23 protein-coding genes are annotated in these 26,533 nt (G+C 71.2%); 7 read left to right on the top strand and 16 right to left on the bottom strand.

What is annotated here, in order from left to right; genetic code table 11:
• The first annotated feature begins 18 nt into the window (after positions 1 to 18).
• From FB558_RS18970 to FB558_RS18950, 5 genes are read left to right on the top strand one after another with little or no spacing between them, the layout of a single operon-like run.
• Entirely contained in the window at positions 19 to 1,170 is a 1,152-nt protein-coding gene (locus tag FB558_RS18970; RefSeq protein ID WP_142055318.1) for an acyl-CoA dehydrogenase family protein, read from the top strand.
• Complete coding sequence (locus FB558_RS18965; RefSeq protein WP_142055316.1) at positions 1,167 to 3,290, top strand: acetate--CoA ligase family protein; 2,124 nt, start codon at positions 1,167 to 1,169, stop codon at positions 3,288 to 3,290. The genes FB558_RS18970 and FB558_RS18965 overlap by 4 nt, the downstream gene beginning before the upstream one ends.
• Entirely contained in the window at positions 3,283 to 3,663 is a 381-nt protein-coding gene (locus FB558_RS18960; RefSeq protein WP_142055314.1) for a hypothetical protein, read from the top strand. Before FB558_RS18965 ends, FB558_RS18960 begins: the two co-directional genes overlap by 8 nt.
• Positions 3,660 to 4,511: an alpha/beta fold hydrolase gene (locus tag FB558_RS18955; protein ID WP_211366674.1), complete on the top strand. Its 852-nt coding sequence runs from the start codon at positions 3,660 to 3,662 to the stop codon at positions 4,509 to 4,511. Before FB558_RS18960 ends, FB558_RS18955 begins: the two co-directional genes overlap by 4 nt.
• On the top strand, positions 4,508 to 5,944 hold the full coding sequence (locus FB558_RS18950; protein WP_142055312.1) for an NAD-dependent succinate-semialdehyde dehydrogenase: 1,437 nt from the start codon (positions 4,508 to 4,510) through the stop codon (positions 5,942 to 5,944). Before FB558_RS18955 ends, FB558_RS18950 begins: the two co-directional genes overlap by 4 nt.
• Before the next feature lie 48 nt (positions 5,945 to 5,992).
• Here FB558_RS18950 and FB558_RS18945 read toward each other — a convergent pair whose 3' ends face one another.
• From FB558_RS18945 to FB558_RS18890, 12 genes are all read right to left on the bottom strand, one after another.
• Entirely contained in the window at positions 5,993 to 6,484 is a 492-nt protein-coding gene (locus FB558_RS18945) for a (2Fe-2S)-binding protein (protein ID WP_142055310.1), read from the bottom strand.
• 11 nt (positions 6,485 to 6,495) lie between these two features.
• Positions 6,496 to 7,305 (bottom strand): FAD binding domain-containing protein, encoded by an 810-nt coding sequence (locus FB558_RS18940; RefSeq protein WP_142055308.1) that lies wholly within the window; start codon positions 7,303 to 7,305, stop codon positions 6,496 to 6,498.
• 7 nt (positions 7,306 to 7,312) lie between these two features.
• Positions 7,313 to 8,041, bottom strand: coding sequence for an enoyl-CoA hydratase (locus FB558_RS18935; RefSeq protein ID WP_142055306.1), 729 nt, complete (start codon positions 8,039 to 8,041; stop codon positions 7,313 to 7,315).
• Positions 8,038 to 10,353 (bottom strand): xanthine dehydrogenase family protein molybdopterin-binding subunit, encoded by a 2,316-nt coding sequence (locus FB558_RS18930; RefSeq protein WP_142055304.1) that lies wholly within the window; start codon positions 10,351 to 10,353, stop codon positions 8,038 to 8,040. The genes FB558_RS18935 and FB558_RS18930 overlap by 4 nt, the downstream gene beginning before the upstream one ends.
• 41 nt (positions 10,354 to 10,394) lie before the next feature.
• On the bottom strand, positions 10,395 to 11,159 hold the full coding sequence (locus FB558_RS18925) for an SDR family NAD(P)-dependent oxidoreductase (RefSeq protein ID WP_142055302.1): 765 nt from the start codon (positions 11,157 to 11,159) through the stop codon (positions 10,395 to 10,397).
• An 11-nt stretch (positions 11,160 to 11,170) separates the two neighbouring features.
• Positions 11,171 to 11,851, bottom strand: a complete 681-nt coding sequence (locus FB558_RS18920; protein WP_246106609.1) for an MBL fold metallo-hydrolase — start codon at positions 11,849 to 11,851, stop codon at positions 11,171 to 11,173.
• Positions 11,852 to 11,961: 110 nt separating this feature from the next.
• Entirely contained in the window at positions 11,962 to 13,089 is a 1,128-nt protein-coding gene (locus FB558_RS18915) for a Zn-dependent alcohol dehydrogenase (RefSeq protein WP_246106608.1), read from the bottom strand.
• Positions 13,086 to 14,501 (bottom strand): aldehyde dehydrogenase family protein, encoded by a 1,416-nt coding sequence (locus FB558_RS18910; RefSeq protein WP_142055298.1) that lies wholly within the window; start codon positions 14,499 to 14,501, stop codon positions 13,086 to 13,088. Before FB558_RS18910 ends, FB558_RS18915 begins: the two co-directional genes overlap by 4 nt.
• Positions 14,494 to 15,246 (bottom strand): SRPBCC family protein, encoded by a 753-nt coding sequence (locus tag FB558_RS18905; protein WP_142055296.1) that lies wholly within the window; start codon positions 15,244 to 15,246, stop codon positions 14,494 to 14,496. Before FB558_RS18905 ends, FB558_RS18910 begins: the two co-directional genes overlap by 8 nt.
• A 77-nt stretch (positions 15,247 to 15,323) precedes the next feature.
• A complete protein-coding gene (locus FB558_RS18900; RefSeq protein WP_142055294.1) occupies positions 15,324 to 16,901 on the bottom strand; it encodes a class I adenylate-forming enzyme family protein in 1,578 nt (525 codons plus the stop codon).
• A 62-nt stretch (positions 16,902 to 16,963) separates the two neighbouring features.
• A complete protein-coding gene (locus FB558_RS18895; RefSeq protein ID WP_142055292.1) occupies positions 16,964 to 18,523 on the bottom strand; it encodes a solute symporter family protein in 1,560 nt (519 codons plus the stop codon).
• Positions 18,520 to 18,861 carry a DUF485 domain-containing protein gene (locus FB558_RS18890; protein WP_170231403.1) on the bottom strand — a complete coding sequence of 114 codons (342 nt, stop codon included), beginning with the start codon at positions 18,859 to 18,861 and terminating at the stop codon, positions 18,520 to 18,522. The genes FB558_RS18895 and FB558_RS18890 overlap by 4 nt, the downstream gene beginning before the upstream one ends.
• Positions 18,862 to 19,223: 362 nt before the next feature.
• On the opposite strand from FB558_RS18890, the gene FB558_RS18885 reads away from it, so the two are divergent.
• Positions 19,224 to 19,838 (top strand): TetR/AcrR family transcriptional regulator, encoded by a 615-nt coding sequence (locus FB558_RS18885; RefSeq protein ID WP_142055288.1) that lies wholly within the window; start codon positions 19,224 to 19,226, stop codon positions 19,836 to 19,838.
• 28 nt (positions 19,839 to 19,866) lie between these two features.
• Positions 19,867 to 20,463 (top strand): TetR/AcrR family transcriptional regulator, encoded by a 597-nt coding sequence (locus FB558_RS18880; protein ID WP_142055286.1) that lies wholly within the window; start codon positions 19,867 to 19,869, stop codon positions 20,461 to 20,463.
• Positions 20,464 to 20,487: 24 nt separating this feature from the next.
• Here FB558_RS18880 and FB558_RS18875 read toward each other — a convergent pair whose 3' ends face one another.
• The 4 genes from FB558_RS18875 to FB558_RS18860 all read right to left on the bottom strand — a co-directional run bounded on the left by FB558_RS18875 (position 20,488) and on the right by FB558_RS18860 (position 26,520).
• On the bottom strand, positions 20,488 to 22,056 hold the full coding sequence (locus tag FB558_RS18875) for an ABC transporter substrate-binding protein (RefSeq protein WP_170231402.1): 1,569 nt from the start codon (positions 22,054 to 22,056) through the stop codon (positions 20,488 to 20,490).
• Positions 22,053 to 23,078, bottom strand: coding sequence for an alpha/beta hydrolase (locus FB558_RS18870; protein ID WP_142055283.1), 1,026 nt, complete (start codon positions 23,076 to 23,078; stop codon positions 22,053 to 22,055). The genes FB558_RS18875 and FB558_RS18870 overlap by 4 nt, the downstream gene beginning before the upstream one ends.
• A 95-nt stretch (positions 23,079 to 23,173) precedes the next feature.
• Positions 23,174 to 24,727 carry an ABC transporter substrate-binding protein gene (locus FB558_RS18865; RefSeq protein ID WP_246106690.1) on the bottom strand — a complete coding sequence of 518 codons (1,554 nt, stop codon included), beginning with the start codon at positions 24,725 to 24,727 and terminating at the stop codon, positions 23,174 to 23,176.
• Between the two features lie 68 nt (positions 24,728 to 24,795).
• The gene (locus FB558_RS18860; protein WP_142055279.1) at positions 24,796 to 26,520 is read right to left on the bottom strand and encodes an N-acyl-D-amino-acid deacylase family protein; all 1,725 of its coding nucleotides are present in this window, start codon (positions 26,518 to 26,520) and stop codon (positions 24,796 to 24,798) included.
• Between the last annotated feature and the right edge of the window lie 13 nt (positions 26,521 to 26,533).

The following is a 26,533-nucleotide window of genomic DNA, read 5'->3' as shown; positions in this document are numbered from 1 at the left end:
CGAACGGAGACACCCCGCGTGCAGACGGAACTCGACGAGGGCCAGCACGACTTCGCGGAGTCGGTGCGGGCGTTCGGCCGCAAGCACCTCGCCGACGGCGCGCTCGCCCGCGCCCACGACCCCGCGTACTCGTGGGACGTCGCCGAACTGCTGGCCGGCCAAGGGCTGCTCGGCCTCACGCTCCCCGAGGCCGACGGAGGTCAGGGAGCGAGCCTGCTCGACGCCGTGATCGCGATCCAGGAGCTCGGGCAGATCTGCCCGAAGAGCGCGGACATCGTGCAAGCCGGCAACTTCGGCCCGCTGCGGACGTTCGCCGAGTACGCCGACGCCGGGCAGAAGGCGCGATGGCTGCCCGATCTGCTGGCCGGCCGGAGCCTGCTCGCGTTGGGCATGAGCGAGCCCGAGGCGGGTTCCGCGGTGACCGACCTACGGACCGAGGCGCGCAAGGACGGCGACTCCTACGTCCTCAACGGCACCAAGATCTGGTCCACCCACAGCGTCGACGCGAACCTGTACCTGGTGTACGTGCGGTTCGGGCCCGGGGTCGGCGGTATCGGCTCGGTGATCGTCGAACGCGGAACGCCCAGGTTCGGCCTGGGCCAGCCGTCGACGTACATGAGCGGTGAGCAGTGGGCGCAGCTCTACTTCGACGACTGCCGCATCCCGACCGAGAACGTGCTGCTCGGCGAGGGCGGCTTCAAGCGCCAGATCAGCGGGTTCAACGTCGAGCGGCTCGGCAACGCGGCCCGCTCGCTCGCCCTGGGCAGGCTCGCGTTCGACACCGCCCGCGAGCACGTGCTGCAGCGCGAGCAGTTCGGCAGGCCGCTGGCCGAGTTCCAGGGGCTGCAGTGGAAGTTCGCCGAGGTCGCGGTCGCTCTGGACGCCGCGCAGCTGCTCCTCCACCGGGCTGCGCGTGGCGCGGAGGGCGGTCTCCCGTCCGCCTACGACACGGCGGTCGCGAAGCTCGCCGCGAACGAGGCGGGCTTCCGGGCGGCGAACGAGGCCGTACAGGCGATGGGCGCGATGGGCTACAGCACCGAGAGCCTGGTGGAGTACTGCCTGCGCCGGACCCGCGGCTGGATGATCGCCGGCGGATCGCTCGAGATCCTGAAGAACCGGATCGCCGAAGAGGTCTTCGGGCGCCGTTTCAGCCAGCGGAGCGGACGATGACGGTCACCGGCCCGGCCCGGCCGTCCCTGCTGACCGGCCCCGACCTCGCGCGGGCCCTGTTCGCGCCGCGCAGCATCGCGCTGGTGGGCGCCAGTGGCGACCCGGTGAAGGCCGCCTCCCGCCCCTTGGCCTACCTGCGCCGCGACGGCTACCGCGGCGCCGTGTACGCGGTGAACCGCCGCGGGGGTGAGATCGGCGGCGAGCGCGCCTACACGGGGCTCGCCGAGCTGCCCGAGGTGCCCGAGCACGCGTTCCTGATGACCCCCACCGCGGCCACGGTGGACACGGTCGCCGAGTGCGGGCGCGCCGGGGTGCGGGTGGTCACCGTGCTCACCGGCGGGTTCGGCGAGAGCGGCCCCGACGGCCTGGAGCGCGAGCGCAGGCTCCGCGCGGCGGGCCGCGAGCACGGTGTGCGCATCCTCGGCCCGAACAGCCTGGGTGTGGTGAATCCGGGCCTGGGCCTCACCCTCACCGCCAACGCCGCCTTCAGCGAGCCGGACCTGCGCAGCGGTGGGCTGTTCGTCGCCTCCCACTCCGGCAGCATGCTCGGTGCCCTGCTGTCCCGCGGTGTCGCCCGCGGCCTGGGATTCGCCCGGATGATCTCCGTCGGTGGCGAGGTCGACGTGTCGCTCGGCGAGGTCTGCGCGGCTGCGGTCGACGACCCGGACGTCACCGGCTACCTGCTGTTCCTCGAGTCGCTGCGGCACGCCGACCGGCTGCGGGAGTTCGCGGCCGCCGCGGCGGACCGCGGCAAGCCCGTGGTCGCCTACAAGCTGGGGCGCTCGACCGCGGCGGCCGAGCTCGCCGTCTCCCACACCGGCGCGCTCGCCGGGGAGGACGACGTCGCCGCAGCCTTCCTCGCCGATTGCGGGATCGCCCGGGTCCACACGCTCGACGGCCTGCTCGAGACGCTGCCGCTGTTGCGGCGCGTGGCCCCACCCGCCGCAGCACCGACGGCGGAGCGCTCCGTCGGCGTCGTCACGACGACCGGCGGTGGTGCGGCGATGGTCGTCGACCAGCTCGGGGTCCGCGGGGTGTCGGTCGCGCCGCCGTCGGAGCGGACCCGCCGCCGCCTCACCGATGCAGGCGTGCACGCGGAACCGGGCCTGATCGTCGACCTCACCCTCGCGGGGACCCGGCCCGACGTCATGCGCGCCGCCCTCGACGTGCTGACCGACGCCCCGGAGTTCGATCTCGTCGTCGCCGTGGTCGGGTCGTCCGCCCGTGCACAGCCCGAGCTGGTCGTCGCCCCGATCACCGAGCGTCCCCCGTCGGGGACGCCGGTCGCGGTGTTCGTGGTCCCGGAGGCGCCGCAGGCCCTGAGCATGCTGGCCGCAGCCGAGGTGCCGGCGTTCCGGACGCCGGAGTCCTGCGCGGATGCGGTCGCCGCGGCGCTGGCGCGACGGGTGCCGCGGGTCCGGCCGGCTCCGCGCCGGCAGGAGCAGCCCGGGGTCCGCACGCTCGACGAGGCACGGTCCTACGCGGTCCTGCGCGAGCAGGGTGTCCCGGTCGCGTCGTTCGACGTGCTGGACGTCGACGCGGCAACAGGCCCGGCCGAGCTCCGCTACCCGGTGGCCGTCAAGGCCCTGTCGGCCGACCTCCCGCACAAGAGCGACGCGGGCGGCGTGGTCCTGGACGTCGCGGCGCCGGCCGACGTGCCCGCGGCCGCCGGGCACATCCGGGAGGAGGTGCATCGGCGTGCCGGCGTCTCCGTGGACCGCGTGCTGGTGCAGCCGATGAGTACGGGCCTCGCGGAGGTGCTCGTCGGCTACCGCGTGGATGCGGAGGTCGGCCCGCTCGTGCTGGTCGCGGCCGGAGGCGTGCTGGCCGAGCTGCACCGGGACCGGGCGTTGCGCACCGCTCCGGTGGACGCGGTGACGGCGCGCGAGATGCTCACCGAGGTGACCGGGCTCACCGTGTTGCGGGGGTTCCGCGGCGCCCCGCACGGCGATCTCGACGCATTGGCCGAGCTGGTCGTGTCGGTCTCCCGGCTCGTCGAGCGGCCCGACGTGGTCGAGGCGGAGATCAATCCCGCCCTCGTGGGGCCGGTGGGGCAGGGTGTGGTGGCGGTGGACGCGGTGGTCCGCGTCGCGTGTGGAGAGGCGGGCGAGGATGCCTGAGCGGCTGGTGGAGCTGGTGGCGGCCGATCCCGGGCTGGTGCACCGGGGGCGCTTCGTGACCGGCACGGTCCGGCTCGACGTCGGCGACGTCGCGCACTACGTCGACATCGCGGCCGGGCGGGTCGTGGGGGTCCGGCGCGGCCCGCTGGTGATGCCGACGACCCGGCTGGTCCTGCGGGCGCCGCGGGAGGAGTGGGAGGCGTTCTGGCAGCCGCGGCCCCTTCCGGGCCATCACGACGTGATGGCCCTGCTGCGCCGCCGGGTGCTGCAGGTGGAGGGCGATCTGCACCTGTTCATGGCCAACCTGCGCTACTTCAAGGACGTGCTGGAGAAGCTGCGGCCCACCGTCGCGGGGAAAGGCGGTGCCGCGTGACCGCGTTCGTCGAGCCGATCGTCGGCCGTTACGTGCACATGGACCTGCCGGGTGGCCGGCAGCGGATCCACGTCGAGGAGGCCGGCCGGGGCATCCCGCTGCTGTGCCTGCACACGGCGGGCTCCGACAGCAGGCAGTACCGGCACCTGCTCAACGACCCCGGGGTCACCGACCGTTTCCGGGTGATCGCCTTCGACATGCCCTGGCACGGCCGGTCGTCGGTGCCGGCCGACTGGCGGGACGTGGAGTACCGCCTGACCTCCGACGACTACGCCGCGATGGTCGTCGGGGTGTGCGACGCGCTCGAACTCGACCGCCCGGTCGTCATGGGGTGCTCGATCGGCGGGCGAATCGTGCTTCGGCTCGCCCGGGACCATGCCGACCGGTTCGCGGCGTTGATCGGGTTGCAGTCAGGGGCCGCGGTCGCGCCGTACTACGAGCGGGAGTACCTGCACCGCCCCGACGTCCACGGCGGCGAGCTGTGCGCCGCCCTGATGTCGGGTCTGATCGGACCGGACGCGCCCGCCGCCGACCGCGCCGAGACGCTGTGGCACTACGCCCAGGGCGGACCCGGGGTCTTCAAGGGCGACCTGCACTTCTACAAGGACCAGCACGACGACGACCTGGGCGGGATCGACACCACGCGCTGCCCGCTCTACCTGCTGACGGGCGAGTACGACTACTCGTGCATGCCGGAGGACACCCTCGCCGTCGCGAAGGCCGTCCCCGGTGCCCAGGTCGTGATCATGCCCGGACTCGGGCACTTCCCGATGAGCGAGGACCACGACGCCTTCTCCCGCCATCTCGGTCCGGTCCTCGACGAGATCGTGGCCGGGGAGCGCCGGTGAGCGGCACGGATCCCGACCTCGGTCTGTTCATCGCGGGGCGCTGGACCCACGGATCGGGGAACCGGTCGGTCGCCGTGCAGAACCCCGCGACCGCCCGGGCCGTCGGGGAACTCCCACTCGCCACGGCCGACGATCTCGACGCCGCCCTCACGGCGGCGACCGACGCGTTCCCGGCATGGCGCGCCACCTCACCGGTGCGCCGCGGCGAGATCCTGCGGACCGCAGCCGGACTGGTGCGCGAACGGGCCGAGACGATCGCGCACGCGATCACGCGAGAGCTGGGCAAGCCGCTGCGCGAGGCCCGCGCCGAGATCGGCACCGCCGTGGAGCACATCGAGTGGGCCGCCGAGGAGGGCCGCCGGGCGTACGGGCGCGTGATCCCGTCCCGCGAGCCCGGCGTGCTGCAGAGCACCCGGCGCGAGCCGCTCGGGCCGATCGCCGGGTTCGCGCCCTGGAACGCACCCGCCATCACCCCGGCCCGCAAGATCAGTGGTGCCCTCGGCGCGGGCTGCACGCTCGTGCTCAAACCCGCCGAGGAGACCCCGACGCCCGCCCTGCACCTCGTCGCCGCGCTCGAGGATGCCGGGCTCCCCCCGGGCGTGCTCAACGTGGTCTTCGGTGACCCGGCCGCGGTCAGCGATCGGCTACTGGCCGCGCCGCAGATCATGGGCGCCACGTTCACCGGCTCCACCGCCGTCGGCACGCTCCTGCTCGGCAAGGGCGCGCCGACGGCGAAGAAGATGACCATGGAGCTGGGCGGCTACGCGCCGGTGTTCGTGCTCCCGGACGCCGATCCCGAGGCGGTGGCGGATTCGGCGGTCGTCGCGACGATGCGCAACTCCGGGCAGGTCTGCACCTCGCCCAGCCGCTTCTACGTGCACGCCGACCTGCACGAGCGGTTCGTCGCCCGGTTCGCCGAGCGTGCCGCGGCGCTGCGGGTGGGCGATCCGTTCGACGACACCGTGCAGATGGGCCCGGTCGCCACCGAGGCGCGCGTCTCCGCCATGGCCGAGCTCACCGCGGACGCCCGCTCCCGCGGCCTGACCGTCGCCGCAGGCGGCCATCGCGTCGAGCGGGACGGCTCCTTCTGGGCACCCACCCTCCTCGCCGGCGTCGACGACGACGCCATGATCGCGAACGTGGAGCCGTTCGGCCCGATGGCCGCCACCACCCCGTTCCACCACCTCGACGACGCGATCATCTCGGCCAACCGGCTACCGTTCGGGCTCGCCGCGTACGTGTGGTCGAACGACCTGGCCGCCGTCACCCGGCTCACCGACGCCCTGGACGCCGGCTCCATCTCCGTGAACCGCTGGCAGGCCTCCCTGCCCGAAACCCCGTTCGGCGGAATGGGAGCCAGCGGCCTCGGGATGGAGGGTGGGATCGAGGGGCTGGAGGCGTTCCAGCGGGTGAAGTACGTCAACCACCGCTGACGTCCCGCGCACCGGCGGTGCCGCCGACGAACCTGCCCAGTGCTCCTCTCAGGAGGGTGCGACCGGCTCGGCGGAGGTGCGCAGGCTCCCGGCGGCAGCCTCGATGGCGTCGACGATGCCCTGGTAGCCGGTGCAGCGGCAGATGTTTCCCGACATCTCCTCGCGGATGGTGTCGCGGTCGGCGTCGGGGTCGGTGCCGAGCAGGTGCAGGGCGCTCATGAGCATCCCGGGCGTGCAGAAGCCGCATTGCAGGCCGTGGTGGGCAACGAACGCCTCCTGCAGCGGATGCAGCGCGCCGTCCTCGCCCTGCAGGCCCTCCACCGTGGCGATCGTCGACCCGTCGGCCTGCACGGCGAACATCAGGCAGGCGCGCGCCGGCTGGCCGTCGACGAGCACCGTGCACGCCCCACAGACGCCGTGCTCGCATCCCAGATGGGTGCCGGTGAGCCCGCAGTCCTCGCGCAGCGCGTCGGCGAGGGTGCGCCGGGGTTCGACGTCGAGCCGGACGCGGTGCCCGTTCACGCTGAAGGTGATGTCCATGTGGCTTCTCCTCACAGGATCTCGGCCTGGGCCAGCGCACGACGCACCATCTCGGCGGCCATGGCGCGGCGGAACGGTGCGGAACCGTGCAGGTCCGCGGTCGGCTCGATCTCCGCGGCGGCCGCGTTCGCTGCCTCCCGGGCGCTGCCGCCGTCGGCCAGCACCCTCTCGGCGTGCGTGGCGCGCATCGGGACGGGTGCGACACCACCGAGGGTGATCCGCAGGGATCCGACGACCTCCGCCACGACAGCTGTGACGAGCGCGAAGTCGCCGTGCCGGCGGGCGAACTCGGCGAAGCCCCACCGTGTCGGTTGCGGGAACCGCAGCCCGGTGATCATCTCCTCCTCCTGGAGTGAGGTGACCATCGCACTGACGAACAGCTCGTCGGCCGCCACCGTCCGGCGTCCGTTCGGCCCGGCCACGGTCACCGTGGCACCGGTCCCGACGGCGACGACGGGCAGTTCGGCCGACGGATCGGCGTGGGCGACGCTCCCGGCCGCGGTACCCCGGGTCCGGATGGCGGTGTGCCCGATGTGGCGGGCCGCTGCAGCAAGGAGCGGGTGGTCGGTCTGCTCGGCGAGCATGCTGTGCCGGACCAGCGCTCCGACCTCCACAGCGTCACCGGTCCGGTGAATCGAGCTCAGGCCCGGGATCCGGTTGACGTCGACCAGTACCGCGGGCCGCGCCATGCGCAGCGCCAGTACCGGGACCAGGCTCTGGCCACCGGCGAGGATCTTGCCCTCCCCGTCGGCAGCCGCGAGGGTCGTGACAACCTCCTCGACGCTGCTCGCACGGACGTAGTCGAACGGCGCGCACTTCATCTCCTGCTCACCTCCCCCGGAACACGGGCCCGCGCTTCTCCGAGCGGGCCCGCCTACCCTCGGCGAAGTCCTCGCTGGCCCAGCAGGCCTCGAACGCGGCAGCGAGATGCTCGTCGTCGAGCGCAGGCTCGAACGCATCGTTGAGCACCCGCTTGGAATAGGCGACCGTCAGCGGAGCGAGGTCGGCCATCTCCCCGGCCCACTCGATCGCATGCTCGAGGCCGCCCCCGCGCTCGGCCAGCCCGGACGCGCGGGCGGCCGCGGCGTCGAGCTGGTCGCACGCGAGCAGGAGGGCGCGCGCGGTTCCGTTGCCGGCCAGAAGCGCGAGACGGCGGATCGTCCACGGATCCACGGCCAGGCCGATCTTTGCGGTGGGCACGGCGAAGAACGCTCCGGGCGCGACGACGCGCAGGTCCGCCGCGATCGCGAGCTGGGTGCCGGCGCCGACGGCCGGGCCGTTCACCGCGGCGACGATCGGAACCGGCGCATCAGTGACCGTGCGCAACATGGCGTAGAGCGCCTGGCGGAACTCCGCGGTGTAGACCTCGTCGAGATCGGCACCCGAGCAGAAGCTCGTGCCGTTGCCGGTGAGCACGATGCTCCGCGCACCGTCGTCCACGGCGCCCTGAACCGCCTCGCGCAGGACGTGGCACAGCTCGACGTTCAGGGCGTTGCGCTTCGCCTGCCGGTCGAGGCGGATCACCGCGACCCGGTCGAATCGGCCGACCTCGATCACTGCAGCTCCTTCCACACGCTCGCGGGGGTGATCGGGAGGGCTTCGACCCGTACCCCCACCGCGTCGAAGATCGCCCCGGCGAGAACGGCGTTCGGGCCGAGCGTGCCGCCCTCCCCGACACCGCGGACGCCGAGTGGGTTCGCCGCGGGCCGGGCGACGTGTCCGATGACCATGTCCGGTATCTCGGCGCTGGTCGGCATCAGATAGTCGAGCAGGGTGCCCGTCGACAGGTTGCCCGCCTCGTCGTAGATCAGATGCTCGTACATCGCCCCGCCGAGGCCCTGGGCTATCGCCCCGGCGATTTGGCCGTCGACGATCTGCGGGTGCATGGCCCGGCCCGCGTCCTCGACGCACACGTACTTGAGGATCCGCAGCTCGCCGGTGACCCGGTCGACCTCGATCGCGGCCGCCTGGGCGCCGGCGGCGAACGCACCGCGGATCGGGTCGTAGAACCTGGTCGCTTCGAGGCCGGGCTCGATGCCCTCGGGCAGCCGGTGGGACTCCAGGTAGGCGACCCGAGCCACCTCTGCCACGGAGATGTGCGGTGTCGGGTCTCCGACGACCCGGATCTGCCCGCCCTCGACACGCAAATCGTCGACCGCCGCCTCGATCAGGCCTGCGGCCAGCTCGAGCACCTTGTCCCGTACCGCCACGGCCGTGCGGTGCGCGGCGCCGCCACCGATGACGGCCTGTCGGGAGGAGAAGGCGCCGAAGCCCCAGAGCGACTCGTCGGTGTCGCCGATGCGGACCTCGACGTCGTCGTAGTCGATGCCGATCGCGTCCGCGACGATCTGGGCGACCGTGGTCTCCAGGCCCTGGCCCTGCGAGGTGACACCGGAGAAGACGGTGGCCCTGCCGTCCGGGTTGATCCGCACGGTGCAGGCGTCGTGGCCGGTGCGGAACGGCATGCGGGGACCGGCGCTGGCCGCGCGGCCGAGTCCGGTGAGCTCGTTGTAGAGCGCGAACCCGATTCCGATGGGCGGCTCGTCGGTGCCGCGACGGCGCAGCTGCTCGGCGCGCAGCTCGTCGTGACCGAGCGCGTCGAGAGCCTTGTCGAGGCACTCGGCGTAGTGGCCGGAGTCGTCGACCAGCCGGGAGGGCATCCGGTACGGGATGTCCTCGGGACGGATCACGTTGCGGCGACGGATGTCCAGCGCAGTGATACCGAGCCGCGCGGCGCCGTCGTCGAGGACGGCCTCCATCGCGAAGACGCTGGCCGGTCGCGCCACGCCCCGGTAGGGGCCGGAAGGCGCGGTGTTCGTGGCGACCCCGCGCACCGTGCAGCGGTAGTTCGCAAGCTTGTAGGGCCCCGAGAGCAGACCGCCCGCCATGAGCGGCTCGATGCCCGCCGTCCACGGGTAGACGGAGTAGGCGCCGACATTGCAGGTGACGTCGGCCTGCACCGCGAGCAGCGCGCCGTCCGCCGCGAAGCCGGCCCTCATGAGGTAGCGGTGGTCCCGCGCATGGGTGGCGGCGAGCAGGTGCTCGGCCCGGTCCTCGACCCACTTGAGCGGGACACCCGGCATCTCTCGCGCCATCAGGCACAGCGCCACGTCCTCGGGGTAGAGCACCGCCTTCACCCCGAAACCACCGCCGACGTCCGGCGCGATCACCCGGACGTTTCCCTCGGGCAGGTCCAGCAGCTCCGCGATCATGTTTCGCACGATGTGCGGCACCTGCGTGCCCGACCAGAACGTCAGCTTTCGCGACGCCGCGTCCCACACGGCCACACCCGCGCGGCACTCCATCGGGTTGCCGGCATGGCGGTTGGTGACGAGCTCCCGTTCGACGACGACGGCGGCCGCGGCGAACGCGTCCTCCACCGAACCGGCGTCGAACGTCCGCTCCAGGAGCACGTTGTCCGGCGCCTCGGGGTGCACGGGCTCGCGAGGGTCCTCCCACGCGCAGACGGTGGCGGGCAACGGCTCGTAGTCGACCTCGACCATCTCCAGGCCGTCCTCGGCCCGGTACCGGTCCGTCGCGATCACCGCAGCGACCGCCTCGCCCGCGAAGCACACCTTGCCGTGCGCGAGCACCGGCTGATCGGTCTCCACGTACGAAGGCAGCGCCGACTGGGCCCGCAGCACGACGTGCGCGAAGTCGGCCCCCGTGAAGACCCGATATCCCGCCCGCACGGCCTGCCCGGTGTCGACGTTCGTGATGCGGGCATGCGCATAGGCGCTGCGCAGGAACGCGACGTGCCGCATCCGCGGGAGCTCGACGTCGCTCACGAAATGCCCGTGTCCGGTGACGAGCCGCTGGTCCTCCTTGCGCCGCACACTGCGGCCGAGAGCACTGCCGGTGTCGTTCATGGGTCTCCTCTCCGAGCGACGACGGATCAGGGCGAGACGGATCAGGGCATCGCGTACCCACCGTTGACCGAGACGACCTGACCGGTGGTCCACGACGACAGCGGAGAGGCCAGCAGCAGCACCATGGGCGTGATGTCGTCGGGGTGGCCGACGCGGCGCAGCGGGTACTGGGCGAGGATCTTTTTCATCTGCTCGGCCTCGGGGGTGCCGGCGTGCGCGTCGAAGTTGTCGGTACGGACCAGGGCCAGCGAGACCGCGTTGGAGCGGATCCCGAATCGGGCGAGCTCCTTGGCCAGTGAACGGGTCAGCCCGACCGTGGTCGAGCGCGCTGTCGCGGTGACCAGCAGGCCGGACTCCCCCACCCGGCCCGAGTCACCCATGAGGTTCACGATCGCGCCGGTCTTGCGTTCGGCCATCCGCTTGGCGACGGCGTGGGTGAGCTGCAGCGTCCCGGTGACCGTGACGTCGATCTGGGGCGCCCAGTCCTGCGGGGTCGACTCCAGGAACCGCTGCTTCTTGGTGACCGCGGAGTTGTTGACCAGCACTCCGATCGGGCCGAGCTCGGACTCGGTGCGCTCGACGATCTCGGCCACGGCCGCCGCGTCCCGCAGGTCGCCGCCCACGGCGATCGCCTGTACGCCGAGGTCGGCCGCCTCGACCGCCGACTTCTCCGCACCCTCGGCCGACGAGTTGTAGTGGAAGGCGACGTTCGCGCCCTCCCGGGCGAAGCCGAGGCCCAGGGCCCGCCCGAGCCCTTGGCCCGCGCCGGTGACCAGCACGTTCGTGCCCGACAGCTGAAGATCCATATCCGTTCTCCTTACAAGGCCCGGAACGTGCGATTGCCGAACGCGGTGACCACGCGACCGAACCGCAGACCCGGGAAATGAGCGCCGACGACGACATCGGTCGAGTCCGCGACCTCGTCGGCCAGCGCGTTGCGAACGGCGCTCGCGGCGACGGGGTCGACATCGAACACCGCCTCCCAGTCCCGCTCGGCCAGCTCGACCACCGAGTGCACGACGTCGCCGAGCAGCAGCGCACGTTCGTCGCCGTCGGAGATCACGAACACGGTGGAGCCGGGCGTGTGGCCCGGCGTGTGCCGGGCACTGACCCCAGGGGCGAGCGCTCCGTCCGCGGTGAAGGTCTCCAGCCTGCTCTCCAACGGCGAGAGCTTGCGGACGGCCCCGGGCTCGGCGTCGGCGGCCTCCACGAAGTGCGACCAGTCCTCGGCGTGGACGCGGTAGGTCGCGTTCGGGAACACCACCTCGCCCTTCTTGGTGGCCCACCCGACGTGGTCGAAGTGCAGGTGCGTGAAGACGACATCGGTGACGTCCACGGGCGCGACACCGTGTGCTCGCAGCGAGTCGAGGAACCCGCCACCTGCGTACTTCCCGTTGTCGATGGTGCCGACCCCGGCGTCGACGAGCACCGTCCGTTCCCCGGTGCGCACCAGGAACCCGCCGAGATCGAGGTGCAGGACCCCATCGGAATCGATCACATCCGGATGGCACGACCAGGCATCCGGCACACCCGGCCTGGTCAACACCTCGTGTGCGGCCTCGCGCCCCGTACCGTCCAGAACGGGGAGGATCTCGATCGCACCGATCTTCATCGCGCTCCCTCGGCCGGGGTGAGCAGCGTGCGGACGCCCCGGCCGGCGGCGAGCTCGTCGAGGGCGTGGTTGACCTCGGCGAGCGCGCCGTGCCCGGTGACGAGGCCGCGCAGGTCGAGCTCGCCGGAGCGGACCCAGTCGAAGAACCGCGGCATGTCGGCCACGGCGTCGAGCGACCCGGCGACGCAGCCGCGCAGGGTGCGGGCGAAGTGGAACAGCTCCAGCGCGCTGAACGAGACCATGTCGTCCTTGCCGCCGATCCCGACGACGGTGGCGGCGCCTCCGCGCCGGGTCATCGACCACATGTCCCGGATCGTGCGCGACGAGCCGACGCAGTCGAACGCATAGTCGGCGCCGCGCTTCTCGGTGAGCGCGCGGACCGCCTTCTTCGTGTCGTCGTCGGCCGCGACGAAGTGGGTGGCGCCGGCGGCCTTGGCCTGGTGCGCCTTGTCGGTGTTGCGGTCCACCGCGATCACCGTCGACGCCCCGGCGAGCCGGGCGCCCTGCAGAACCGACAGGCCGACCCCACCCAGCCCGATGACCAGTACGGACGAGCCGGAGGTGACCTTCGCGGTGGCCACGACCGCGCCGACGCCGGTGGTCACGGCGCAACCGAGGAGCGCCGCGTCGGCGGTGTCGATGTCGTCCGGGACGGCGACCACCGCACCGCGAGGCACGACGGTCTGTTCCGCGAACGACCCCACGGTGAGGCCGGGGTAGACCGGCTCTCCGGCCGCGGTCACGGCGTACGGCTCGTGGGCGCGGGTCGAGCCGGTCGCACACAGGTGCGGTTCATCGTGGGTGCAGTGGAAGCAGTGCCCGCAAGGTGTGATCCACAGCAGGATGACGCGCTGCCCGGCAGCCAGGTCGGTGACCTCGTCGCCGATCTCGGCGATCGTTCCGCAGGCTTCGTGGCCGAGGACGGCGGGCAGCGGCTGGGCGAGCACGCCCCTGGCGAGGGACAGATCCGAATGGCACACGCCGGTCTGATCGATCCGGACCCGGACGTCGCCCGGGCCGACGGCCCGGAGGCGGATGGTCTCGACGGCCATCGGCTCGCCGACCTCGCGCAACACGGCGGCGCGCACGGCGTGCGGGTAGTCCCGTGTTTCCGCCTGGCTCACCGCTGGACCGCCTTGATCTCGCACACATCGGCGATGCCGTACTCGCCGATCTCCCTGCCGGTGCCGGACTGCTTGTACCCGCCGAACGGGGCCGCGGGGTTGAAGGCGGCGCCATTGACGTCGACCTGCCCTGTGCGCAGCCGGCCGGCGACCGCCAGCGCGGCGTCGTCGTCGGTACTCCACACGGCGCCGCCGAGGCCGTAGATGCTGTTGTTCGCGATCGCCACCGCGTCGTCGTCGGAGTCGGCGGTGAGGATCGACAGCACCGGCCCGAACACCTCCTCCTGGGCCAGCCGCGAGTCGGGGTCCACTCGGGAGACCACCGTCGGAGCCACGAAGTAGCCGCGGTCGGGCAGCGCAACGGGCCCGGTGACGGCAACCGCGTCCCGGCCACCCGCGCCCGGCGCAAGGAACGACTCGACCTCCTTGCGCTGCTCCGCCGAGATCAACGGGCCGAGCCGGCTCCCCGGCTCGTACTTGGCGGCCGCCGCCGCCGCGAGCTCCTCGACCTGCCCGAGCCGGCCCTTCGGCACGACCAGCCGGGACAGCGCGGTGCAGGTCTGGCCGCCGTTGAGGAAACAGTTCGCCACGGTGATCTTGACCGCCTTGGCGAGCAGCTCGTCGGAGGTGTCGGCGAGGACCACGCTTGCAGACTTCCCGCCCAGTTCCAGCGTCACGCGCGTGAGCGTCTCCGCCGCGACGCCCGCGATGCGCCTCCCGACCGGGGTCGAGCCCGTGAACGACACCTGGTCGACGCCCTCGTGTCGGGTGAGCTGGTCGCCCACGACCCGCCCGCTGCCGGGTACCAGGTTGAACACCCCGGCCGGCAGGCCTGCGGAGTCGAAGGCCCTGGCGAGTTCGAACGCGGCCAACGGGGTGAGTCCGGCGGGCTTCAGCACCACGGTGGCGCCTGCGGCGAGCGCCGGGACCACCTTCACGATCACCTGGTGCAGGGGCAGGTTCCACGGCGTGATCGCCGCGACCACGCCGACCGGCTCGCGCCGGATCTCCGAGTTGCCGATCCGGCCGCTGAACGGGAACCGCTCCAGCGCCTCGACCGTGGCGTCGATGACGCCGAGCGGGGTATCGACATGCAGTCCGCGAGCCAGCTTGGGCGGGGAGCCCTGCTCCCGGTGGATGATGTCGGCGAACACGTCGGCCCGCTCCGCGATCACGGCGCGCACCCGCCGCAGTGCCGCGGCCCGCTCGGCAACGGGCGTCGCCGACCACTCCGCGAACGCCGCTCCGGCCGCGGCGACGGCCGCCTCCACGTCGGCGGGTGACGCCTGGGTGATCACTCCGGTGACCTCCTCGGTCGCCGGGTTCTCCACCTCCAGGTCCGCGCCGCCGCCGGGAACCCAGCGGCCGTCGATGTACAGGTCCTTCTCGCGCTGGACGGTCTGCTCAGCCATTGCTTCCTCTCGTGACGTCGATGCCGGGAGCGGTGGTCCGGGAACGACTGGGCAGCACGAGATGCACCACGAGCGGTGCAGCCGCCGCATCCCGTGTGCCGGATCCGCTACGGCGCCCGAGCAGCCAGCCGAGGAGCAGCCCCAGCACCGCACCGGCGACGGGGGCCGCCTGCTTCACCATCACCGCCGCGAGCGCCGAACCGCCCGCGGACATCAGGTCGAGTGGCTCCACGTCCTCGACCGCGGGCCGCGCAGGCGACGCCACGGCCACTCCGTTCGTCGCAGGCGGCACCGATGCCTGCTCGCGGGACATCTCGGCCTCCAGTCGCTGCGCGAACTGGCCGATCAACTTGCCACTGACGTCGGCGATCACCCCGCGCCCGAACTGGGCGACCCGACCGGCCAGCTCGAGCTCGGTGTCGATGAGGACCTCGGTGCCGGCGCCCCGGGACTGCAGCCGAAGGTCGATCGTGGTGGCGGCATTGCCCTGCCCGCGCACGTCACGCCCCTCGGCGCGGAGAACGGCCCGATGGGCCTGGTCGTCGCGCTGGGCGAACCGGGCGACACCCTCGTACTGCGCCGTCACCGGGCCGACCTTGATCTTCACGGCACCGCGGAAATCCTCACCCTCCACGCCGATGAGCGCGGCCCCCGGCAAGCAGGGGGCCACCCGCTCGAGATCGGTGATGACCGCCCAGGCGCGGTCGATCGGTTGGGACACGCTGAACGTGTTGCTCAGCTCCATTGCCGCTCCTCACTAACTAACGCTCTTTAGTAACCCTAGACAAGACCAGGATGCCCCGCCATCACACGTGGGGGCCGTCACCCGCCAGTCGGGTCCGTCATCAGGCGCTGCTGCAGCTGGAAGCGGAGGATCTTGCCCGAACCCGTGCGGGGGATCTGCTCGACCTCGATGAGCCGATCCGGGACCTTGAACGACGACAGGCGACCGCGCGCCTCGGCCAGCACCGCCTCGTGGTCCAGCTCTCCGGCATGGTGCGCCACCACGAACGCGACCGGTGTCTCGCCGAGATGCTCGTGCGGCACTCCGACCACGGCGACGTCCCGCACCGCCGCCGATGCCAGCAGCGCGTCCTCGACCTCGGCGGGGTAGATGTTCTCGCCACCCCGGATGATCAGCTCCTTGGTGCGTCCGCTGATCCGGAGATAGCCGTTCTCGTCACGACGGGCGAGGTCACCGGTGCGGTACCACCCGTCGACGAGCACCGCGGCCGATGCCTCTGGCAGGTTGTGGTACCCCGGTGTGACGTTGGGGCCCTGCACCCAGACCTCGCCCTCCTCGCCGGGCAGGACGTCCCGCAGCGTGGACGGGTGCACCAGCCGGACACTCAGCCCGGGCAGCGGCAGGCCGCACGAACCCATGACCCGCGTCCCGTCCGGCCAGTTCATCGTCACCATGGTCGAGGTCTCGGTGATGCCGTAGCCATCGAGGAGCGGGACCCCGAAGGCCTTCTCGAAGCTCTCGTTGACGGCGGCCGGCAGGATCGCGCCTGCCGAGATGCACAACCTCAGCGCGGGGGCAGACAGCTCGCCCGTGCTGGTCCGGTCGAGCAGGTAGTGGAACATCGTCGGCACGCCGGGGAAGATGGTCGCGACGCCTTCCGGCCCGCCTGCCGCCAGTCGGTGCTGAACCTCGTTCACGGAGAATCGGGGCAGGATCCGTTCGCTCGCGCCGACCGCCGCCACCCCGAGCACGCACAGCACCAGCGCGTAGGAGTGGAAGAGCGGCAGTGCCGAGAGCAGCACGTCGTCAGGACCGAGGCCCGCGATCGGCGCCCAACACGACGCGACCACCCAGAAGCAGCCGCGCTGCGTGAGATACACGCCCTTCGGCCGTCCGGTCGTTCCGGACGTGTAGAGCATCCAGGCGGTGTCGTCGAGACCGAGACAGTCCCGAGGGTCGGCAGCGGGCCTCGCGAGCAGGTCGGCGTAACCGAGTTCGGGAACCGTGCCAGCGGGGCCACCCACGACGCCGACCACGACGACGGCCAGCACGCGCGTTCGGGTCTCCATCAGCCGGCGCACGCCTTCCAGGTGCGCCGCGTCCGTGACGACAACCCTCGATCCGCTGTCGTCGAGGATGTGGGCCACCTCAGCGAGGGCCGCCTGCGGATTCGCGCACACCGCAACGGCACCGGCCCGTGGGACCGCCAGATAGGACTCCGCGACCTCCACCCGGTTGTCCAGGTAGAGCAGGACGCGGTCGCCGCGTTCGAGCCCCAGCTCCTGCAGGTGCCCGGCGAGCCGGGCGGTGGTGCCGGCGAGCTGCCCGTAGGTCACGGCCCGCTCGTCGTCGACGAACGCGATCCGGTCGGGACGCTCCCGGGCGTGCCCCGCGAGGATCTCGGGCACCGTGGCGATGTACTCCGTGCGCAGCACCGCGCACCTCCTCCTTCATCTCGAACGGCCCGGGCATCTCGAACGTCTCGGGGCCGGACTGCTCAGCGGCTCGCGACCGGGGTCTCCTCCGACCCCAAACCGGTCTGGGAACGAACCTGTAGCTCGTCGAACGAGCGTGCGGCCCCCCGTTCCCGGGACAGCACGGAGCCGAGCCAGCAGGCCAGGAAGCCGACGGGCAAGGCGACGAGGGTCGGGTACTCGACCGGGTAAGGCGCTGCCGCGGCGCCGCCGGGCCAGACCGACGGGCCCAGCACGATGAACACCACAGAGGTCACCAGCCCGGCCCCGATGCCGACGATGGCGCCGGTCGTGGTGAACCGCCGCCAGGTCAAGGCCAGCAGGAGGGCGGGGAAGTTCGCCCCCGCGGCAACCGACAGTGCGAGCCCGACGAGGAAGGCGACGTTGAAGTTCGGGCCCGCGCCGAGGGTGATCAGGATGGCGACGACACCGATCCCCGCGGCAGCGATGCGCGCCACCGTCGTCCCGTCGCCCGCCGCGCGTCCCCGCCGGATGACCCCCGCCCACAGGTCGTGTGCGACCGCGCCGGACGCTGAGAGCACCAGCCCGGCGACCACCGCGAGGATGGTGGCGAACGCAACGGCCGAGACGAACGCGATGAACACGTCCCCACCCAGCGTTCCGGGGCCCCCACCGAGGAACTCGGCGAGCAACGGCGCCGCAAGGTTCCCGCTCGCCCCCACGGCCTCGGCTGCTTCCGGCGGCAGCACTGCCCGGGCCCCGAAGCCGATGACGGCGGTCATCACGAAGAACGCGCCGATCAGCGCCGTGGCCCAGCCGGCCGAGCTCCTTGCCTGCTTCGCGTCGGGGACGGTGAAGAAGCGGATCAGGATGTGCGGTAGCGCCGCTGTGCCGATGGCGAAGGCGAGCGCGACCGAGACCGTGTCGAGGAAGGACCGGCCCGAGCCGCCCGGTGCGAGGTAGGCGTCGCCCGCCGGATGGTTCGCCGCCGCGGTGGTGAACAGGACGCCGAGGTCGAAGCCGGTTCGCATCAGCACACCGATGCTCAGGGCAACGCCGGCGACGAGGAGCAGGACGGCCTTGATGATCTGAACCCAGGTCGTGGCGAGCATGCCGCCGAACACCACGTACGCGAGCATCGCCAGGCCCGTCACGACGACGGCGGGGGCGAAATCGAGGCCGGTCAGGGCTCGGATGAGGACCCCGGCACCGACGAGCTGCGCCACCAGGTAGATCACCGCGACCAGCACCGTCGAGGCAGCCGTGGCCGCGCGGACGGGGCGCTCCCGGAGCCGGAACGACAGGACGTCGGCCACGGTGAACCGCCCGGTGTTGCGCATCCGCTCGGCGAACAGCAGCAGGATCAGCACGAAGGCGACCAGGGTGACCGACGGCATGATCCAGCCGTCGAATCCGGACAGGTACATCAGGCCGGTGAAACCGAGGAAGGTCGCGGCAGACATCAGGTCCCCCGCGATGGCCAGCCCGTTCTGCGGCCCCGAGATGCTGCGGCCCGCGGCGAAGAACTCCGTCGCAGAGCGAGTCCGCCGGGACGCCCAGACGGTGATCATCAACGTGACCCCGACCAGGAGCGCGAAGGCGATCAGTCGCGTGGCGTTCACGAGGCCGCCGCCTCCGCGCCGGCCGGGAGCCCGGCCGCAGCTCGCGCGCGCTCCTCCAGACCAGCGAACACGCTCGTGGAGAGGCGCAGGTACCTCCAGGTCAGCGCCCAGGCCAGTACGAACTGACTCAGGCCGAGGAGGAAGCCGACTGTCATCCCGGCGCCGACCACCGATCCCGCCAGATCCGGAGCCGCCCCGACCACGGCCAGGAACGCGGCGAACCAGGCCAGCAGCACGACTGCGGCGGTACGGACGAATCGGCCTCGGCGGGCGACGAGCTCCGCGAACGGCTTCGAGCGGCTGACCGCGAGCCAGTCGATCACGGGTTCAGCCGCCATCGGCGGGTCTTCCTGGTGGCTCGTCATCGAGATCCTCCGGCATCGTGCAGGGACGAGACTAGCTAACGCTCGTTAATACGCCGAATCTAGCTCCTCCACGTGGAGCCTGCAAGACGGCTACGCGGCTCGGTTCATCTCGATCTCGACTGCAGTGGCACCTGGATCGCCGAGGTGGGAGGCTCACAACCCGAGCTCTGGCGTCGCGCCGCCGACGCCGCGGCTGCGGTGACTACGCCGCTAACATGAACGAGCAATAGTTAGCGTATCGACGAGGGAGCCTGGTGCCGCGGACGTCGCAGGAGACCGAACCACGGCTGCCGCCACCCATGGGCGGGCGAGCCCGCGTGGCTAAGGTGGGCCGCATGCCCCTGGCGGATGCCGGCTCCGCGGCACCGGCGACCCGGGCCGTCGTCAGCAGCGCCGCGGTGCTGGACGCGGCCCTGACCCTGTTCGCCACCCGCGGCTACCACGGCACGGCGTTGAGCCAGATCGCGGAAGCGCTGGGCATCCGGACACCCAGTCTCTACAACCACATGCGATCCAAGCAGGCGCTCCTCGAGACGATCGTGAGCCGCACGCTGGACGACGTCCTCGCCGACTTCCACGCCGCGGTGCGGGACGTCCCGGACCCGGCCGAGCGCCTGCGGCGCGCCACCCGGGTGTACGCGCTGCGCCATGCCACGCACCGGCGGGAGGCGCTGGTCGTGAACCGCGACGCCACGAGCCTCCCCGAGCCGGAGCTCAGCCGAATCCGAGAGCGGCGGCGGGAGCATGAGCAGGCGATCCGCGCCATCATCGCCGATGGCACGCGACGTGGCGTGTTCAGCGTCGGAGACCCGGCGCTGGCGTCGTTCGCGATCCTCGAGATGAGCGTGAGCATTGCGCGCTGGTTCCGCGAGGACGGCGCCCGGACCGCCGAGCAGGTCGCCGACGAGTTCGCCGAGTTCGCCCTTCGCATCGTCCGGCACCGCCCGTGAGCGGCCGTCAGGGGCGGCGGGACGCCGCATGACAGGCATCGGGGCCCGCGAGACCGTCACCAGCGAGGCGGTCCTCGACGCGGCGCTCACGCTTTTCGCTCAACGCGGCTACCACGGCACGGCCCTCAGCCAGATCGCCGAGGCCCTGGGTGTCCGCACCCCCAGTCTCTACAACCACATGCGCTCCAAGCACGAGCTGCTGCTGACCATCGTCGAGCGCACGGTCGACGGCGTGCTCGACGACTTTCACGCCGCCACCGCCGGTCGTACGGACCCGCTCGATCGCCTGTACCACGCCACCCGGATCTATGCGCAGCGCCACGCGACGCACCGCCGCGAGGCCATCGTCGTCAACCGGGACACCTCCAGCCTCGATGAGCCCTACCGAACACAGATGCAGGCACGTCGGCGGGAGCACGAGCACGCACTGCGCGACATCATCGCCGAGGGTGTCGACACCGGGCGGTTCACCATCGAGACGCCCGCCCTCGGGTCGTTCGCCATCCGCGAGATGTGCGTCAGCATCGCGCGCTGGTTCAACGACGACGGCCCACTCACCCCGCAGCGGGTGGCACGCGAGTACACGGAGTTCGCACTGAGCATCGTGGGCGTCGGACAGGCGTGACCAGCCCGACGCCCCCTGCCCGCTTCAGTCTTCCGCCGTCATCGACAGGTACCGGAAGTCGTACGGGCCAATAGTGGTGGCATAGTCGTTCTCGGCGGAAAACCCCTGAACCCGGTCGCTCATCACCCATGGGAAGTTCAGCCAAGAGATCGGAGCCGCCCAGGCCTGTTCCACGAGATATCCGTTGAGTTCCTCGTAGCGGGCGATCCGTTCCGTATCGGTCAGGCGGCTATCCGAAGCCGCGGTGAGCATTTCCTCGAACTCGGGAGTGGTCGGCGCGGGGTTGCTCGAGGGCGTCTTCCACCGGTGCACGGCGCCGAGGCCGGGCTCGCTGCCCGTGCCGTTGAAGCTGATCTGCCCGGAGTACTGGCCACTGGCCCATTGCTGGAATATCGCCACGCTGTCGACGACGACGGGTTGGATCCGAATCCCGGCTTCGGACAACTGTTCCTGCATGACGTCGCCGATCGGGCTGGGCAAGGCCTGGCTGATCATTACCTCACCCAGATCGATGCCGCCGGGGTAACCGGCCTCAGTCAACAGTCGCCTGGCCTCCGCAGGGTCGTACTCGTAGCTTTTCTCAAGCTCGGGGTCATATCCGGGAAGACCCTCCCGGTAGTGCTGATACGCCGGCACCGATCCCGGCAACAACGCTCCGGTGATCGCTTCTCGATTGTAGGCATAGTTGATGGCCTGCCGGACGCGAATGTCGTCCAAGGGCTCGCGTCCGTAGTTCAGATACAGGCTGACACCAATGCCATGCGGAACACGCACGATGTTGATGCCGGGGACGGTGTCGAGTCCCGATGCCTCCCCGGGCTGCATCTGTCCGATGTCGACCTGCCCGCCCCGCAGTGCGTTCAGGAAGGCCTGAGGATCGCCGATGGTGGTGTACTCGATGCGGGCCAGCTTGGCCGCCTCGGGGTCCCAGTAGTTCCCGTCGCGAACCAAGGTCAAAGATTTCGTGGGGACGAAGGATTCGACCGCATAGGGTCCAGATCCGTTGGCCTCCGTCCGCGGGTCGCCGTTCGCGATCAGGGCCGGATGCATGATGTATCCGGACATCATCGCCAGGACGTAGGGCATCGCCGGTGTCGGTCGGGAGAGCTGGAGTTGAACCTGGTAGGGGCCGGTGACCAGAACTTCCTGGACTGCGGCCATCTGCGCCTTGACGACCGGCGTCTCGAGAGTTCGGGCACGATCCAGGTTGACCTTCACGGCCGCGGCGTCCACTGGCGCCCCGTCCCGGAAGGTGACGTCTTCACGCAGGTTCATGGACATGATCGTCCCGTCCATGGAGAGCTCCCAGTCCGTGACCAGCATGCCCTCGGTCTTGCCATCGGCCGTCACCGTGAACAACCGGTCATAGACCATGCCGAGCCCGTAGCTGAAGGACAGAACCTCCGATCTCGCCCGGTGTGGATCCAGATCGGGGATGCCCACCTGACCGGCATACCGCAGAGTGGCGTTCGGGTCGATCTCCGATTCGGCGGTCCCAGGCGCTGCATCGGCCGGTTCCCCGCCGTCTCCCCCACAGGCTGACAGCATCACCACCACGAGGGCGGTTGCGAGGAGGGCCAGAAGACGTCTCATGCCCATGATCGCTTCTCGGTCAGGGTCGTCCGGACGGAGCCGTCACCGGCCGGCGCCTCGGCATGTCCGGACAGCTGGGATGTTGCCCACGCACCGAGGCGGTCCCAGAGGACCTCGCGGTTGCTCGCGAAGTTGTGGCAGTGGGCTGCCCCCGGCAGCAGGTAGAGCGTCACGTCCGTGCATGCTCGGTAATAGCCCGGCTCGGCATGGCCATCTGAGGTCGAGTCCACTCCCCCTCCGAAACCGAGGAAGACAGGCACGTCGATCTCCGCCATGTACGGCTCCGCATACCCGGGCGCGGTCACCTCGTGGCAGGCCGGCAGGGGAGCCCGGCTCTCGGCAGCGTTGTCAGCGGCCACGACGTCGTCGGGCACGTCCGGGGAGTGGAAGTGGGCGCGCAGCCGCGCGCGGGGCACCATCGTCCAGCGGGCATTCTCGGCATGTCCTGCGGCCTCTCGAAGGCGGGCGGCACTGTCTGCGATCCGGGACTCGAGGGTGCTGCCTTCGACGGTGCGGGAATTGCTGGTCGGAACCTGGGCCCCGTAGCCGAGCAGGGCAACGGCGTCATAGGGCTTCGCCCTCGCCTGCACCATTGCCGTCAGGCACGCGCCCATCGAGTGCCCAACTCCGATCAAAGGGAGGTCGATCGGTGCGAGCCCGTGGACCAGGTCCCCGTCCTCGAGCCGCGCCCGGATTTGCCGAGCCACCTCGGCATCACCATCAGCAAGGCGAGGAAGGTCCAAGATCACGGTCTCGTCCGGGTCCGAGCTCTCACCGACGCCCAGATGATCGACCGCGACGACGATGAAGCCCTGATCGGCCAGGTGTTCAGCGAAGCTGTAACCCGCATGGCCGTCGATCTCCATGTGCCAGTACCGCTTGTCGTAGGTCCCGCCGGGGAGGCACACCAAAGCCGCCTTGGGCGCCGTGTCCGGCGGTGGCAGGAAGACCCACGCCACCTGGAAGAGAGGCTGCTCGGCCCCCAATGCCGTCGATACCGTGAACGTGACTGGCTGCATCATTGCGCCTTCTCTGCCGCTTCGGTGGGAATATCCGGGTTGGTCGGGGCTTCGTGGGCGTCGGGCAGGCGTGACCAGCCCGACGCCGCCTGTCCGCGTCAGTCCTCCGCCGTCATCGACAGGTACCGGAAGTCGAAGGGGCCCAGGGTCGTGGCGTAGTCCATCTCGGCGCTGAACCCCTCCAGCCGCTCGGTCATCACCCACGGGTAGTTGATCCAGGCGATCGGGGCCGACCACACTTCGTCGCGCAGGAACCGGTTGAGCTCCCGGTAACCGGCGTCGCGCTGCTCCTGGCTGACCCGGTTGTCCGCAGCCGCGGCGAGGATCCGGTCGAACTCCGGCGTCGTCCCGGCCGGGTTCCGCCGGGGCCCCCACATCGTCGCAGCGCCGGCGCCCGGTTCGGTTCCCGAGGCCGAGAAGTTCAAGTGCGCGGTGTTCCTGCCTTCCGCCCATCGCGAGAAGATCTGCAGCGGGTCGACGTTGACCGGGGTCATCCGGATGCCTGCCTCGGCCAGCTGCTCCTGCACGACCTCGGCGAGGCCCCCGGTCACCGCGGCGGAGATCAGCACCTCACCGATGTCGAGGCCGTTCGGGAAGCCGGCCTCGGCCAACAGCTCCCGGGCCCTGGCGACATCGCGCGTGACGGGCGCCCCCTCCGGATCGTGCCCGCTCAGCCCGTCCCGGTAGTACTGGGACTTGGGCTCCGACCCGGGGTAGAGCGCCTGTGTGATGGCGTCGCGGTCGAGCGCGAAGTTGATCGCCTGCCGGACCTCCAGGTGATCCATCGGCGCCACGGCCCGGTTGAACATCAGGTCGACGCTCGTGCCCATCGGGACGGGAACGGTCTTCAGCCCGCGGCGACCCTCGATGGAGGCGACGTTGTTCGGCTGGAACTGGCCGATGTCGATCTGGCCGGCCGCGACCGCGTTGGAGAACGCTTGGAAGTCCGGAATCGCGTGATGTTCGATCCGAGCCACCTTCGCCGCCTCGGGATCCCAGTAGTCGGTGCGGTCGCGCACGAGCACGAGCGACTCGCCCGGGATGAAGCTCTCCACCGAGTACGCGCCCGACCCGTTGGTCTCGGTCGCCGGGTCGCCATTGGCGATCAGGTCCGGGTGCACCATGAACCCGGCACACTCGGCCAGGATGTACGGCATCGACGGGGTGGGCGTCGCGAGTGTCAGCCGCACCTCGAACGGTCCGGTGACATCGACCGCGGTCACGGCCTCCATCCGCTCCTTGACCACAGGGCTCTGCACCGTCCGGGCCCGATCGAGGTTGACCTTCACGACCTCGGCGTCGAGCGCACGCCCGTCACGGAAGCTCACGTCCTCCCGGAGCCCCATCGTCAGCTGCAACCCGTCGTCGCTGTACCCGTACTCCTCGACGAGCATCCCCTTGGCCTCGCCGGCCGCATCGACGGTGAACAGCCGGTCGTAGATCGCCGTCATCCCGAAGCGGAACCAGACGGTCTCGCTGGTCGCCATCACCGGGTCGAGATTCGTCGGCGCCACCGACCACCCTGCCTTGAGCACCGCGCTCTCGTCGGTTGCAGCGGCACCGGACGACGGCTCGGCCACGCCGCCACATGCCGTCAGCACCGCGGCGACCACCACCACGGCCGAGACCTTCCCCGTACGACTCCACGACATCACGTCGGTCCTCCTTGACCGGATCTGGCTGGCGGCGGGTCTGGCTGGTCGAGCGTCGGCGAGGTCGGCTACCGCACGTCGGCGGAGGGAGCGTGCCGTGGTCCGCGCACGAGCCGCCCGGGCAGGGCACCGGTCGGCGCACCACCGCGATAGGTGACGGTGCCGCTCACGAGAGTGGCGACGTAACCGTCGGCTCGCTGCACGATGCGCCGCCCGCCGGCCGGGAGGTCGCGGACGACCTCGGGTCGGTGTAGCCGCAGCCGGTCGTAGTCGATGACGTTGACATCGGCCTTGCACCCCGGCGCGATGCGCCCGCGGTCGTGGAGTCCGACCGCGCGTGCCGTGTCCGAGGTCATCGCCTTGACCGCGGCCGGAATGGACATGCGCGGTCCCCTGGTCCGGTCCCGGGTCCAGTGCGCGAGCATCGTCGTGGGGTAGCTGGCGTCGCAGATGAGGCCGAGGTGCGCTCCGCCGTCACCGAGGCCCAGCACCGTGTCCGGGTGCACCATCATCTCGTAGGCAGCCTGCAGCGAGCCGTCCGCGTAGTTCTGGAAGGCCTCGAACAGCAGGCCGCGGCCATCGCCGGTGAGCAGGAGATCGTAGGCGAGCGCCTCGGGCGTGGTGCCCTCACGGGCGGCCCTGGCCTCGAGGCTGTCCGTCGGATCGGGCTCGTAGTTCGGCGGGTCGCCGAGCTCGAACCGAAACCGCCACGCCCGGCGGTTGTGCCCGGCAGCCTCGACGAGGACCCGCCGGCGGACCTCCGATCGCCGCAGCTCACGGACGCGAGCATCGAGTGGCAGGTCCGCGAGGGCGGCATAGCTGGGGCACCGGGAGAACGGGCTCAGCGTGACGTCGTGCCCGAGAAGAAGACCCGTCGGGCGCCCCAGCACCTGCGCGGTGATCGGCAGCCCTTCGGCGCTCGCCTCCGCAGTGAGCTCCAACAGACGCCGCCAGCCATCCGGGTCACGGTGCTTCTGGTTGAGTGTGAACGACAGCGGCCGCCCGGAGCCCGTGACGAGCCGCCGGAACATCGCGAACTCGCCGTCGACGTCGGCGAACTCGTCGAAGTCGGACAGGGCCTGGAACACGCCGCCGCCGCCCTCGGCCATCGCCAGGAGGATGCCGCGCAGCTCGTCCTCGGCGGCGCGGACGGTCGGGATCGGCTCGCCGTGCACGCTCTTCTGCTGCAGCGCACGGGAGGTGCCGAAACCGATCGCTCCCGCAGCCATCGCCTCCCGCATCAGCTCGCCCATACGCGCGATTTCACCCTCGGTGGCCGACTCCCGCTCGATCGCGCGCCGCCCCATCGCGTACACGCGCAGCGCCGAGTGCGGCACCATCGCGGCGACGTCGATGTCGTGCGGACGACGGGCGACCGTGTCGAGGTACTCCGGGAACGTGGTCCACGTCCAGGACAGACCCTCGGTCATGACGACCTCGGGGATGTCCTCCACCCCGGCCATCAGCTCGACGAGCTCGGTCTGGTCCTCGGGGCGGCACGGCGCGAACCCGACGCCACAGTTGCCGGTGACGACCGTCGTGACCCCGTGGCCCGACGACGGGGACAGGCGGTTCTCCCAGGTCACCTGTCCGTCGTAGTGGGTGTGGATGTCGACGTAGCCCGGCGTGACCAGCAGCCCCGTCGCATCGATCTCCTCCGTGCCCGCCGCGAGGTCGGGGCCGACAGCGGCGACGGTTCCGTCGCGCACCGCGACGTCGGCCTCGAACAGCTCCCCGCCGGAACCGTCCGCCACCGTGCCGCGCCGGATCACCAGGTCGTAGCTCGTCGTCATGCTCCCGCTCTCC

It is taken from the genome of Pseudonocardia kunmingensis, from assembly GCF_006716445.1.
In the GTDB taxonomy this organism is placed as follows: Bacteria; Actinomycetota; Actinomycetes; order Mycobacteriales; family Pseudonocardiaceae; genus Pseudonocardia; species Pseudonocardia kunmingensis.
The sequence above is the reverse complement of the archived record's forward strand: the minus strand, read 5'-3'. Positions and strand labels throughout refer to the sequence as shown.